The organism is Pseudomonas sp. Kh14 (genome assembly GCF_900291005.1).
Taxonomy (GTDB): Bacteria; Pseudomonadota; Gammaproteobacteria; order Pseudomonadales; family Pseudomonadaceae; genus Aquipseudomonas; species Aquipseudomonas alloputida.
In genome coordinates this window covers 223,024-238,641 of record NZ_OLKJ01000009.1, presented here as the reverse complement: position 1 = coordinate 238,641, position 15,618 = coordinate 223,024, and the positions used below count along the sequence as shown (strand labels likewise).

Genomic DNA, 15,618 nt, shown 5'->3' with positions numbered 1-15,618 from the left:
AACGACGGCAGCACCTTGCAAGTCACCCTCACCGACGCCGCCGGCAACGTATCGCAACCGGGCTCGGTCACCTCGGCCGACTTGCTGCCGCCAACGCAACCGACTGACTTGGCCCTGGCCGATGGCGTCACCTTCACCGGTCGCGGCGAGCCCGGCGCTACCGTGCAGGTGCGCGATGCCGGCGGTACTGTCATCGGTACTGGTGTCGTAGGGGCCGACGGCCTGTTCAGCCTCACCCTGTCGCCTGCCCAGGCCAATGGTGAAGCACTCGATGTGCGTCTGGTGGATGCCGCCGGCAACAGTTCGATACCGCGGGAGTTCACAGCCCCGGATATCACACCGCCCGATGCGGTCACCGACATCCTGGTCGGCCCAGGTGGCACAGCCCTGAGCGGTCGCGGCGAGCCAGGTGCCACTGTCGAAGTGCGCGATGCCAGTGGCACCGTGATCGGCACGGGTGTGGTCGGTGCCAACGGCACCTTCCTGATCGATCTCGCCCCGGCCGCTCAGCCAGGCGAGCAGTTGAGCCTGGTGCAGACCGACCCAAGCGGTAATGCTTCGGTGGCTACCGAGTACGACGTACCATTGACCACCGCGCCCGACAGCCCGAGCAATCTGGCCATCGATCCTGATGGCACCACCCTCACCGGTACCGCGCCGGCTGGCAGTCGTGTTGAAGTGCATGACGCCAACGGCACGCTGATTGGCAGTGTGGTGGCAGGCCCCGACGGCAGCTTCACCGTCACCCTCGACCCGCCTCAGGCCAACGGCGAACTGCTGGACGTGGTCGCCATCGATGACGGCGGCGTTTCCTCGCTGCCCGCACAGATCACCGCGCCCGACATCACCGCCCCTGCCGCACCGACCGAGCTGGTGATCAATGCCGACGGCAGCGTGGTCACCGGCCGCGCCGAACCGGGCAGCACCGTACGCGTGCTGGCCGCCGACGGCACCACTGTGCTGGGTAGCGTGGTAGTTGGCGCTACCGGCAGCTTCAGCATCACCCTCGACCCGCCACAAGTTGACGGCGAAGTGCTACAGGCCACCGCGACCGATGCCGCTGGCAACACATCGCCAACCAGCTCGGTCACCGCCCCGGACATCGATGGCGGCGATACCACCCCGCCTGAAGCACCGACCAATCTGGTGATCGGCCTTGCCGGCAGCCAACTCAGTGGTCGTGGCGAAGTGGGCACCACCGTGCAGGTGCGTGACGCGGCCGGCAACATCCTCGCGACCGGCACCGTCGCTGCAGATGGCACCTTCGTCATCGCCCTGGACCCTGCCGTGAATGACGGCAGCACCTTGCAGGTCACCCTCGCCGATGCCGCCGGCAACGTATCCCAGCCGGGCTCGGTCACTTCGGCCGACTTGCTGCCGCCCGCACAACCGACTGACTTGGCCCTGGCCGATGGCGTCACCTTCACCGGCCGCGGCGAGCCCGGTGCTACCGTGCAGGTGCGCGATGCTGCCGCCAACCTGNTGGCCGATGGCGTCACCTTCACCGGCCGCGGCGAGCCCGGTGCTACCGTGCAGGTGCGCGATGCTGCCGCCAACCTGATCGGCACCGGTGTCGTCGGTGCCGATGGCCTGTTCAGCCTCACCCTGTCGCCTGCCCAGGCCAATGGTGAAGCACTCGATGTGCGTCTGGTGGATGCCGCCGGTAACAGCTCTGCCCCATTGCAATTCGATGCACCGGACATCACCCCACCTGAGGCAGTAACCAATATTACAGTTGGCGCTGACGGCCTGGCCCTGAGCGGTCGCGGCGAACCGGGTGCCACTGTCGAAGTGCGCGATGCCAGTGGCACCGTGATCGGCACAGGTGTGGTCGGTGCCAACGGCACCTTCCTGATCGACCTCGCCCCAGCCGCACAGCCGGGCGAGCAATTGAGCCTGGTACAGACCGACCCAAGCGGCAACGCTTCCTCGGCACTGCAATTCGAAGTCCCGGTCACCACTGCGCCTGCCAGCCCCAGCGACCTGGTGTTCGCCGAAGACGGCAGCAGCATCAGCGGTACCGCNGTCCCGGTCACCACTGCGCCTGCCAGCCCCAGCGACCTGGTGTTCGCCGAAGACGGCAGCAGCATCAGCGGTACCGCACCTGCAGGCACCCGTGTGGAAGTGCATGACGCCAACGGCACACTGATTGGCACTGTGGTGGCTGGCCCCGACGGCAGCTTCACCGTCACCCTCGACCCGGCCCAGGCCAACGGCGAACTGCTGGACGTGGTCGCCATCGATGACGGCGGCGTTTCCTCGCTGCCCGCACAGATCACCGCGCCCGACATCACCGCCCCTGCCGCACCGAGCGAACTGGTGATCAATGCCGACGGCAGCGTGGTCACCGGCCGCGCCGAACCGGGCAGCACCGTACGCGTGCTGGCCGCCGACGGCACCACTGTGCTGGGTAGCGTGGTAGTTGGCGCTACCGGCAGCTTCAGCATCACCCTCGACCCGCCACAGGTAGACGGCGAAGTGCTGCAAGTGACGGCCACCGATGCGGCAGGCAACGCCTCCACCGCCAATAACCTTACCGCGCCGGACATCGACGGCGGCGACACAACGCCACCGGAGGCCCCGACCAATCTGGTGATCAACCCTGCCGGCAGCCAGCTGACCGGTCGCGGTGAAGCCGGTGCCGGCCTTCAGGTGCGCGATGGCGCAGGCACCGTAGTTGCCACGGGCACGGTCAATCCGGATGGCACCTTCGCCATCACGTTGAACCCGGCCATCACCGATGGCAGTACCCTGCAAGTAACCCTGACCGACGCTGCCGGTAATGTCTCGCAACCCGGTTCGGTCGCCGCGCCAGACCTGCTGGCCCCAGCGCAGCCAACCGAGCTGGCCTTGGTCGATGGTGTGACCTTCACCGGCCGCGGCGAGCCCGGTGCCACCGTACAAGTGCGTAATGCCACCGGCAGCCTGATCGGCACTGGGCTGGTCAACGAAGACGGCACCTTCAGCGTCACGCTGTTCCCCGCCCAGGCCAATGGTGAGGCCCTGGACATTCGCGTGGTGGACACCGCCGGCAACAGTTCGACGCCGCTAGCGTTCACTGCACCGGACATCACGCCGCCAGCTACTGTCAGCAACATCGTGGTCGGCGCCGATGGCCTAGTGCTCAGTGGCCGTGGCGAAGCGGGTGCTACCGTACAGGTACGTGATGCCAACGGCATTGTCATCGGTACCGGCACCGTCGGCGCCAACGGCACCTTCGTGGTCGACCTGGACCCGGCTGCCCAACCGGGTGCTGAGTTGAGCCTGGTGCAAACCGATGCGAGCGGCAACGCCTCCGAGGTCCTGCAATATGAAGTTCCGGTAACCTCCGCGCCCGCCAGCCCCAGCGACCTGGTGGTGGCTGCGAACGGCGCCAGCATCACCGGTACAGCCCCGACGGGCAGCCGTGTGGAAGTACACGATGCCAACGGCACACTGGTCGGCAGTGTGGTGGTAGGTGCCGATGGCACCTTCACCGTCATCCTCAACCCGGCCCAGGCCAATGGCGAACTGCTGGACGTGGTGGCTATCGACGGCAGCGGTGCTACTTCGCTACCCGCGCAGGTCACCGCACCGGATATCACCCCACCGGTCACCCCAGGCGAGCTGGCGATCAGTGCCAACGGCAGCGAGGTCACCGGCCGCGCCGAAGTGGGCAGCACCGTGCGTGTGGTGGCCGCCGATGGCACCACCGTGCTGGGTAGTGTGGTGGTCGACGCCACTGGCAGTTTCAGCATCACCCTCGACCCGCCACAGGTAAACGGCGAGGAACTGCAAGTCACCGCCACCGACGCCGCTGGCAACATCTCCACGGCCGGCGACATCACCGCGCCGGACATCGACGGTGGCGACACCACACCGCCGGATGCCGCAACCAACCTGGTAGTCGGCCTGGCCGGCGCCCAGCTCAATGGCCGCGGCGAAGCCGGGGCCAGCGTGCAGGTGCGCGATGCCCAGGGCAATGTACTGGCCAACGGCTCGGTCAACCCGGACGGCACCTTCCAGATCACCCTCGACCCACCGGTGAAAGATGGCAGTAACCTGCAAGTGGTGCTGACCGATGCCAGCGGCAATGCTTCTGCCCCGGCGTCGGTGGTTACCCCGGACTTGCAGGCCCCGGCTCAACCGACCGGTGTAGCCTTGGCCGACGGCGTGACCCTGAGCGGCAACGGCGAGCCAGGCGCGACCGTGCAGGTACGCGATGCCTTGGGCAACTTGCTCGGCACTGGCCTGGTCACTGAAACCGGCAGTTTCAGCATCACCCTGTCGCCGGCCCAGGCCAATGGCGAAATCCTCGACATCCGTCTGATCGATGCCGCCGGCAATGTCTCTTCACCCCTGCAGTTCGAGGCTCCGGACATCACCGTGCCTGCCGTAGTCAGCAACATTGTCGTCGGCGCCGACGGCCTGACCTTGGGCGGTCGCGGCGAAGCCGGTGCTACCGTCGAGGTGCGCGATGCCAATGGCACGCTGATCGGCACCGGCACAGTGACCGCGAACGGTACTTTCCTGATAGACCTCGATCCGGCTGCACTGCCGGGTGAACGCCTGAGCCTGGTACAGACCGACCAGAGCGGCAACGCCTCTGAAGTGCTGACCTACGACGTGCCACTGGTGGTCACCCCGACCAGCCCGAGCGAACTGGTCGTCGCCGCCGATGGCAGCAGCATCAGCGGTTCTGCTCCTGCTGGTAGCCGCGTGGAAGTGCATGATGCCAACGGCACGCTGGTCGGTAGCATCGTGGTGGGTGCCGAGGGCACCTTCACCGTGGTGCTTACACCGGCCCAGGCCAATGGCGAGTTGCTGGACGTTGTGGCGATCGACAACAACGGCACCTCGTCGTTGCCGGTGCAGGTCGCCGCACCAGACATCACCGCGCCTGCGGCGCCAAGCGATCTGGCAATCAGTGGCGACGGTACCGTTGTCAGCGGCCGCGCCGAAGCAGGCAGCACCGTCCGCGTGCTGGCCGCCGACGGCACCACTGTACTGGGCAGTGTCGTGGTGGGGGCCAGCGGCGCCTTCAGCATCGGCCTCACCCCGCCACAAGTGGCAGGCGAGCAGTTGCAGGTGACGGCCACCGATGTCGCAGGCAACACCTCCACGGCCGGCAGCGTCACCGCACCGATCGTGGACAATGGGGGTGACACCACACCGCCGGAACCCGCTACCGAGCTGGCCATCAGTAACGATGGCCGCACAGTCTCCGGGCGCGGCGAAGCGGGTGCCACCGTGGAGGTGCGCAACGATCAGGGGCAAGTGCTGGTGAGCGGCACCGTTCAGCCCGATGGCAGCTTCAATGTGCAACTGCCAACTCCGGTGGTGGATGGCTCGTCCCTGCAAGTGACCCTGACCGATGCCGCCGGCAACGTCTCTACACCCAGCCCGCTGACGGCGCCCGACCAGGTAGCACCGCTGCAACCAACCGACCTGGTGCTGAGCAATGGCGACAGCCTGGCCGGTACTGCAGAAGGGGGCGCACGAGTAGAGGTCAAAGATGCCTCAGGCAACCTGATCGGCAGCGCCATTGCCGAGCCGGATGGCAGTTTCAGCCTGACCCTCGACCCGCCACAGGCCAATGGCGAAACCTTGTCCATCACCGTGACCGATGCGGCAGGTAACACTTCGGTGCCGCTGAGCTACGTGGCCCCGGACATCACCGCGCCAGCGATCGTCGCCGACGTGGTGGCAAGCGATGGCAGCCTGGCCGTGTCTGGCCGTGGCGAGCCCGGTGCCACAGTGGAAGTGCGTGATGCCCAGGGTGCAGTCATCGGTACTGGCACCGTGGCGCCAAATGGCACCTTCGTGATTGACCTGGAGGCACCGCTGGCCGCAGGTGAGAACCTCGTGCTGGTGCAGACCGATGCCGCCGGCAATACCTCGGCAGGGGTCAGCGTGACCGTTGCCGATACACCGCTGCCCGAAAGCCCGAGCGGCGTGGTGGTGGCCGGTGACGGATCCAGCGTTTCCGGTACCGCACCGGCAGATACGCAGGTGGAAGTGCGTGACGCACAGGGCAATGTCCTGGGCAGCGCCCAGGCCGGTCCGGATGGCAGCTTCACCGTCGGCCTGACCCCGGCCCAGGCCAACGGCGAGACCCTGGATGTCGTGGCGGTTGACGGCGCTGGCAACAGTTCGCTGCCTACCCAGATCACCGCCCCCGATATCACCCCGCCCAATGAAGCCAGCGAACTGCAACTGAGTGCCGATGGCAGCCTGCTCACCGGTCGCGGCGAACCGGGCACCACCGTGCAGGTCATCAGCGCCGGCGGGACTGTGCTGGGCAACGCCCAGGTCGGTGCCGACGGTGTGATCAGCGTGGTCCTGAACCCAGCGCAGACCGACGGCCAGGAACTGGACGTGGTCCTGCGCGACCCCGCAGGCAACACCTCGACCGCCACCATCGTGGCGCCAGATACCGACGGCCCGCTGCAACCCTCCGGGCTGGCCATCGATACCGCTGGCATCCACCTTACCGGCCAGGGTCAAAGCGGCTCCATCGTCACCGTGCGTGACGCCGACGGCACTGTGCTGGGCACTGCCACCGTGGGCGGCGACGGCCGTTTCGACGTCACCCTCAACGCGCCACAGCGCAATGGCGAAAGCCTGACCGTCGAAGCGACCGACAACCTGGGCAACAGCGCAGGGCCCGTGGACTTCACTGCCCCCGACTCTACCCCGCCGCAAGTGGTCACCAACCCGGCCATCGACGGCACCGGTACCACGATCACCGGCAACGGCGAACCGGGCGCCACCGTAACCGTGCGCGGGCCGGATGGCAGCGTGCTGGGCAGCACCGTGGTCGGCGCGGGTGGCGCTTTCGAAATTACCCTCGACGAGCCGCAAACCAACGGCCAGGCACTGACCGTGGAGCAACGCGACGCTGCCGGCAACCTGTCGGCGGCGGTCGATTTGTCGGCACCGGATACCCAGGCACCCGATAGCCCCACCGGGCTGGTCCTGGCCGGCGACGGCAGCAGCCTGAGCGGCAGCGGTGAGCCGGGTGCGCAGGTGACCGTGACCGGCACTGGCGGCACAGTACTGGGCACCGCAACGGTCCAGCCCGATGGCACCTTCCAGGTGGCCATCGACCCGCCACAGCTCAATGGCCAGACGCTGTCTGTCACTCAGGCGGACAATAGCGGCAACGGCTCGCCCGCTGGCACTGTGATCGCACCTGACTTCGAGGCACCGCTGCCGGCGCAAGGGCTGGGCCTTGATCCTGCCGGCACACTGCTCAGCGGGCAGGGCGAGGCAGGCAGCACCGTAGAGGTACGCGATGCTGCGGGCAACCTGCTAGGCACCAGCCCGGTGAATGCAGACGGGACGTTCGAAGTGGCACTCTCCCCGGCCCAGACCAACGGTGAAGTGCTGTCGGTGGTGCTGATCGATGGCGGCGGCAATGCCTCGCCGTCGGCCACGTTCACCGCTGACGACAGCACCGCGCCAGCTGCGCCTGCCGGCCTCACGATCACCCCGGGCGGCAGTGCCATCCAGGGTACCGGTGAAGCTGGCTCCACGGTGGAAGTGAAGCTTGCCGACGGCACGTTGGTAGGCACCGTCGTCGTGCCAGCAGGCGGCAACTTCACGGTCCCACTATCGCCCGCCCAGTTGGACGGCCAGGCCCTGGATGTGACGCTGACCGATGCGGCCGGCAACATTTCGCAGCCCAGCCAGATCCTTGCGCCTGACATCACGCCACCGGCACTGCCCACCGACGTTGCAGTCAGCAGCGATGGCACGGCTGTGACCGGTAACGCACCTGGCGCCAGTTCGGTGACCGTGAGCGATGGGGCCGGCAATGTGATCACCGTTGCGGTCAACCCGGATGGCAGTTTCAGCGTGCCGCTGGATACACCGCAGAACAACGGCCAGACCGTAACCGTGGTAGTGACCGACGCAGCCGGCAACGACTCGGCGCCGGTCTCTGTCACCGCTCCGGACACGACCATCCCAGAACCGGCGACCGGGCTTACCGTAAGCCCGGACGGCAGCTCGGTCGGCGGCACAGCCGAGCCTGGCAGCACAGTGGAAGTCCGCAACCCGGATGACACCGTGCGCGGCACGGTAACCGCAGGGCCGGACGGCACCTTCGTGATACCGGTCGACCCACCGCTGGCATCAGGCGAAACCGTCGATGTGGTGGTGATCGACCCTGCCGGCAACGAATCGCCTGAAATACCAGTGGCTGGCCCGACCGGTACCGAAGTGGCCACGCCTTCGGCCCTTGCCATCAGCGCCGATGGTTTCCTGCTGACCGGCCAGGGTACGGTCGGCTCGCTGATTACCGTAACCTCCGGTGGCACCACGCTGGGCAGCGCCACGGTCGGCAGCGACGGCACCTTCCGTGTGTTCTTCCAGAACGCCCAGCTCAACGCCCAGGTCTTGCAGGTCAGTGCCAAGGCTACCGTCGACGGCCAGCCTTCGGTGCCAGCCATTATCGTGGCCAATGACACCACGGCACCGGACGCGCCGACTCAGGTAAACCTCAACGCCACCGGCAGTACGCTGACCGGCCAAGGCGAGGCGGGCGCAACCGTGCGCGTGACAGACGTACAGGGCACCTTGCTGGGGACTGCAACCGTCGACAGCAATGGCCTGTTCAGCGTCAGCTTCTCGCCGGCCGTGGCCAATGGGCAAAACCTGATCGTCACCCAGGCTGATGCTGCAGGTAATGTTTCGCTCGCGGCCACCCTGCAAGCGCCTGACCTGCAGGCACCGCTGGCGGCCAGCAACCTCAGCCTCAACAGCGCAGCCACCGTGCTCAGCGGCCAGGGCGAAGCCGGTGCCAGCGTCACCGTGCGCGACGCCAGCGGCGCCATCCTGGCCACCGGCACCGTCAACCAGAGCGGCCAGTTCCAGATCACCCTGCCCAGCGCGCAGGTGACCGGTAGCCCGCTACAGGTCACCCTCAGTGATGCCGCAGGCAATGTGTCCGGCCCGGCCAGCCTGGCCACGCCAGACCACACGCCGCCAGCGGCCATCAGTAATCCGGTGTTGAGCCAGGACGGCCGGCAGCTTTCCGGCAGCGGTGAAGCGGGCGCCACGGTACAGGTACGCAACGCCGCCGGTGCCTTGCTCGGCACCGCCACGGTGGGCGCCGACGGTCGCTTCACGGTGACCTTCGACACGCCGCAAGCCAACGGCCAGGTCATCGGCGTGACGCAAGTGGATGCCGCCAGCAACACCTCGCCGGCAATCAATGTGACAACCCCGGACCTGACCCCACCCGCACCGCTGACCAACGTGGTGCTGAACAACAACGGCCTGACCCTGACCGGCCTGGGCGAAGCCGGTGCCACGGTCACCGTTCACGGCCCGGACGGGACCATCATCGGCACCGGCCTGGTGGCGGCCAATGGCAGCTTTACCCTCACCCTGAACAGCGCCCAGCTCAACGCCCAGCTCCTGAGCGTTACGCAGACCGACGCGGGCAACAACACCTCCACCGCCGTGGCGGTCACCGCGCCGGACTTCACCCCGCCTGCGGCACCGACAGCACTCGTGCTGTCCGGTACCGGGCTGCAACTGACCGGTAACGCCGAAGCCGGCAGCACCGTGACCGTGCGCGATGCCAGCGGCAACGTGCTGGGCACAGCGGTAGCCGGCAGCAACGGCTCCTTCCAGGTCACCTTGAACAGTGCCCAGACCAATGGCCAGACGCTGCAGGTGACCGCCACCGACGCAGCCGGCAACGTGTCGCCGGCCGCACCTTACACCGCAGCCGACACCACGCCGCCGGCCGCCGTGACCAACCTGGCTGTCTCCGCCAATGGCGCCACCCTGACAGGCGATGGCGAAGCAGGCGCAACCGTGACCGTACGAGCACCGGACGGTACCGTGCTGGGCAACGCTACAGTGGCCGCCGACGGTCACTTCAGCGTATCCCTGTCGCCGGCAGCGATCACGGGTGAAAGCCTGAGCGTGGTCCAGGCCGATGCCGCACAGAATGTCTCCCCTGCGCAAAACGTGACGGCGCCGGGCGTGCTGGCACCGGCCACGCCGGACAACCTGATACTGGCCGCCGACGGCCTGTCGGTGAGCGGCACCGCCGAGGCGGGCAGCACAATCAAGGTGTACGGCCCCAACGGCGTATTGCTGGGCAGCAGCCCGGTCACCAACGACGGCACGTTCACTGTCAATCTCGGCAGTGCACAGGCCAATGGCGAAGTGTTGCAGGTCAGCGCAACGGGCCCCGATGGCACCGTATCGCTGCCCGCTACCCTACAGGCACCGGACACCACGGCACCGCAACCACTGACCAACCTGGTGTTGTCCAACGACGGCCTGGTACTCAGTGGCCGCGGTGAAGCAGGTGCCACCGTTACCGTGCTTGGCGAAGGCGGTATCGAACTGGGCACTGCCGTGGTCGATGCCAATGGCGACTTCAACGTCGACCTGAGCGTCGCTCAAATCAACGGCGAACAGCTCAGCGCCAGCCAGTCCGATGTGGCCGGCAACGAGTCCAACAGCGTCAGCCTGACAGCCCCTGACCGCGTCGCGCCGGATGCTGCCGGCAACCTGGCCTTCGCCGGGGGTGGCAGCTTGCTGAACGGTACCGGCGAAGCGGGTGCCGCCGTACGTGTGCTCGCCGCCGATGGTTCGGTGCTGGGCAGTGCAACGGTGCGCGCCGACGGTACCTTCCAGGTCAACCTCGCATCGCCGCAGGCCAACGGCCAACAGGTGCAAGTGGTACTGGCCGATGCGGCTGGCAACCAGTCTGCCGCCAGCGCCATCACCGCACCCGATACCACACCGCCATCGGCACCCGGCGAACTGGCCGTTTCCGGTGATGGTGTCACCCTCACCGGCCGCGGCGAAGTGGGCGCGCTAGTGACCGTGACCAACCCGGCAGGCGAGGAAATCGGCAGCGCCACGGTCGATGCCAGTGGCCACTTCACCATCACGCTGAACCCGGCGCTGGGCAACGCCGAGCTACTCAGCTTCACCCAGGCCGATGCGGCCGGCAACGTGTCGGCAGTGGCAACCCTGCAAACCCCGGACTTCACCCCGCCCGACCCACTCACCCAAGTGGTGATCAACGCCGACGGCAGCGTGGTCAGCGGCCTGGGCGAGGCCGGCGCCACAGTAATCGTCAGTAACGCGGCCGGTACCGTACTGGGCACGGGTATCGTACTGGCTGATGGCAGCTTCAGCGTCGAACTGTCACCCGCACAAATCAACAACCAGACACTGTCGGTACTGCAGGCCGATCCACCCGGCAACGTCAGCCTGCCGGTGAACGTGCAAGCGCCGGACCTCACGCCGCCAGCGGCAGCAACCGAGCTGCGGCTCAATGCGGCAGGTGACGAGCTGGGCGGTGTCGGCGAAGTGGGCGCCACCGTGCGCGTGTACGTCGGTACCACGCAGGTCGGTACCGGCACAGTAGGCGCCAACGGGACGTTCATCGTCGAGCTGGATGCAGCACAGCTCGATGGCCAGGTGCTGCAGGTTACCCTGACCGATGCAACCGGCAACATCTCGCCAATCAGTTCGGTCACGGCCGTGGACACCACACCACCGGCCACCGTGGTCGCCACCATCAACGACAGCGGTACTCAGGTGACCGGTTCTGCCGAAGCCGGCACCCGCGTCACTGTGGTCAACAACAATGGCGACCTGCTGGGCCAGGTAACGGTGGAACCGGACGGCACCTTCGTCCTTGACCTGAACCTCCCGCAAATCAACGGCGAAACGCTGACCATCATCGCCCAGGACGCCACTGGCAACCCGTCGGTACCGCTGGCAGTGACTGCGCCAGACCTGACGCCACCGGTGCAGCCGACCGACCTGCTGCTCAACGCAGCCGGTACGTCGATGACGGGGACGGCCGAAGCCGGCAGCACCATCACGGTACGCGGCCCGGACAACAACATCGTGGGCACGGTGGAAGTGGATGCGAACGGCCAGTTCACTGTGCCGATCAGCCCGGCACAGAACAACGGCCAGTTGCTGACGGTGGTGTCCACCGATGATGCTGGCAACGCTTCGGTGGCTGTCCCTTACCAGACCAACGACACCTCGCCACCCGACCTGGTGACCAACCTGGCGATCAACAACACCTTCAACGTGCTGACCGGCAAGGGCGAAGCCAATGCCACGGTCACCGTCAGCTTCGACGGAGACGTGATCGGTACCGGCGTGGTGGATGGCGCTGGCAACTTCCAGATAACACTGGTGCCAGCGGTGGGCTCGCTCGCCACCCTGGAAGTGACACAGTCCGACGGCATCAATACGTCTGCGGTCGCGACCTACCTCACACCGTTGATCGCACCACCCGTGCCGCCAACCGACGTGACCTTGGGCAGCGACGGCCTGACCCTGACAGGCAGTGCACCAAGCGGTGTGGACATTCGCGTGTACGATGCCGCAGGCAACCTGATCGGTACAGGCAGCACAAACCTGAGCGGCACCTTCACTCTGACACTGGACGCAGCCCAGCTCAACGGCGAGCACATTTCGGTGACAGCGGTGGCACTGGTCGGCGGCGAATCGCAGCCGACCTTCCTGCAAGCGGCTGACATCACGCCACCGGCCAACCCGGTGGTGACCAGCCTCTCTGTCAATGGCCTGGTGCTGAGCGGCACGGGTGAAGCCGGTGCAACGGTGACAGTGCGTGATGCCAGCGACAATGTGCTCGGCACGGCGGTGGTGAATGGCGGTGGCGTGTTCACCGTCAACCTGAACGCCGCGCAGCTCAACGGCCAGGTCCTGGGCGTGAGCCAGGCTGACGCTGCAGGCAATGTGTCCGGCAGCACGAGCTACACTGCCGCAGACCTGCAGCCACCTGCAGCCCCCACCAACGTCGCCATCGATGGCTCGGGCACCGTGCTTACCGGTAGCGGTGAAGCGGGCGCTACCATTACCGTCCAAGGCCCGAACGGCCAGGTCGGTACGGGTGTGGTGCAAGCCAACGGCACCTTCAGCATTACCTTGACCTCGCCACAGAACGACGGGCAACTGCTGGTGGTACGCCAGGCCGATGCTGCCGGCAACTTGTCCGCCAGCACCAGCCTGACTGCGCCGGACACCACCCCGCCAGCCGCCCCGCTGGCCACCATCAACGCCAACGGCACCTCGGTCAGTGGTTCTGGCCAGATCGGCAGCACGGTCACCGTGCGCAACAGCGCCGGTACCGTACTGGGTACCGCAACGGTGGGTAGCAACGGCCTGTTCGTGGTCAGCCTGACTGCGGCGCAGATCGACAACCAGGCGCTCAGCGTCACCCTCACCGACAGCGCCGGTAACGTGTCCACAGGCACTGCGCTGACCGCACCGGACCTGACCCCGCCTGCGGCTGCCGGCAACCTACTGTTCAGTGCCGACGGCAGTACCCTCACCGGTACGGGAGAAGTGGGTGCCACCGTAACCGTACGCAGCGCCGGCGGTACCGTGCTGCAAACCGCAACGGTGCAGGCGGACGGCACCTTCACCGTGACCCTGAGCCCGCCTCAGGACAACGGCCAGATCCTGTCTGTGACCCTCAGCGACCCGCGCGGCAACGTGTCGGGTAACGTCAACGTCACGGCACCGGATGTCGATGCCAACGCACCGGTCATCGCCAGCGACAACCTGGCCACGGCCACGGTCAACCTGGCAGCGGTCAGCGCCACGGAGACCTACACCGACAGCTTCACCACGCTGCTGTCGGGGTTCTCCAAGACCTACACCTGGACGGTGGCAGCAGGCACCACGGCCGACCCTACCCTCACACTGACCACCAACAGCGTGCTGGCACTGCTCAACAACACCAGCTTCACCCTGCAGGTGAAAGACGCCAGCGGCGCCTGGGTGACCATCGCCACCGGCAACACCCAAGGCCTGCTCGACCTGATCGTGCTGCCAATCGGCTTGCAGGTGGACATCGGCGTGCTGCAAGCCGGTGATTACCGACTGACCGTGGGCAGTGGCGGCATCGGCCTGATCACCGAAGTGAGCACCACGCTGGACATCGTCTCCACCAGCCTGACCCAATTCACCGGCACCGGCATTGCCACCTCCGGCAACGTCATTACCGACGTGGGCACCGATGGCGCGGTGGATGCACGTGGCCCGGACAGCGCCGCCGTGTTGCAAGTGCTGAAAGACGGCAGCTACGTCTCGGCCGGGACCGCCACGACGGTTCAGGGCCAGTACGGCACCCTGGTGATCAGTGCGGACGGCAGCTACACCTACACGCCCAACGGCAGCCCGAACAGTGTGGGCAAGGTAGATGTGTTCAGCTACCAGTTGGTGCACCCGAACGGCCTGTCCGATACCGCCAACCTGTACGTGCGCATCGACAGCCCGCAAGCCACGGAAATCTGGAGCGACAGCAACTACGGTGCACCGGCCACGGTGGTCGACGCAGTCAACGACGTTGGTAGCAGCCAGGTCACCCTGGACAACCGCGTGGACACCAGCAGCAGTACGCTGGGCTCGCTGAACCTGCCACTGATCGGTACCCGTCAGGCCACCTACACCACCACGGTTGCCGCCGACACCACGGCCGACCTGCAGGTGGTGGTCAACTCCGCCAACCTGTTGAGCCTGCTCAACGGCACCACCATCGAGCTGCTCAAGCTCAACCCGGCCACCGGCCAGTACGTTCTGGTGCAGTCGGTACCGGGTGGTTCGCTGATCAGCGTGCTGGGGGGTGGCGCCGGGTATACCTTCGAGAACCAGGGCGCCGGTACCTACCAAGTCCGTGTCACCGCCGGCGGCATTGGCTTGCTCAGCTCCATCACCACCAGCCTGAACACCACCACAACGTACCTGACCGAGTTCGTGGTCAGTGGCGCGACAGCAGCCACCGGCAACCTGCTGACTGACGACAACATTGGTTCGGCCTTGACCGTGCTGAGCGTGCTGACAGCGGCCAATACCTACACCATCCCAGGCTACAACGGGGTGAGCGTGGCCGGCACCTACGGCACGTTGCTGGTGCATGCCGACGGCAGCTACACCTACACCCTCAACGCGGGGCTCACCTCGGCGGTGGTCGGCCAGCAAGACACCTTCACCTACGAGCTAAGCCACCCGAACGGCACCACCGACACCGCAACCCTGACCATCAACGTGGACGATGCTGCCGGCCTCACCACGACCACATCGCTACTGGCCGATACCGGCGACGAATCAGAGGCACTCGCCAGCCAGGCAGCGGCCTCCGATGTGATCGCCGGCACCGACGGTAACGACCAGCTCGATGGCAGCCAGGGTGGCCACATCACCTTGCAGGGTGGTGCGGGTGACGACACGCTGGTGGTGGTCGACCAGAACTTCGCCAGCGTCGACGGTGGCGCAGGAACCGACACCCTGCTTTGGGGCGGCGGTGATGCCAGCATCGACCTGGGCAACCTGGCCGGGCGCGTACACGACATCGAAATCCTCGACCTCAACGACACCAGTTCGGTGGCGCTCACCCTCAACCTGGCGGATGTGGTGGCCATCACCGAAACCGCTACCGACACACTGATCATCAAGGGGGACGACAAAGACTCGGTTCACATGACGGACAACTGGACGCTGGTCGGGAACCAAACTGCCGACGGCATCGACTATAACCAGTACACGGCCCAGGAGGATCCAAGCCATCACCTGTGGGTACAAAACGGTATCCATGTGGTTTGAGGCCGCTGC

General features: G+C 66.5%; 1 protein-coding gene. It reads left to right on the top strand.

Going from position 1 to position 15,618, the window contains the following annotated elements:
* On the top strand, positions 1-15,609 hold a 15,609-nt coding region (locus FQ668_RS03520), incomplete at its 5' end, for a BapA/Bap/LapF family large adhesin (RefSeq protein WP_144179887.1).
* Positions 15,610-15,618: the final 9 nt, after the last annotated feature.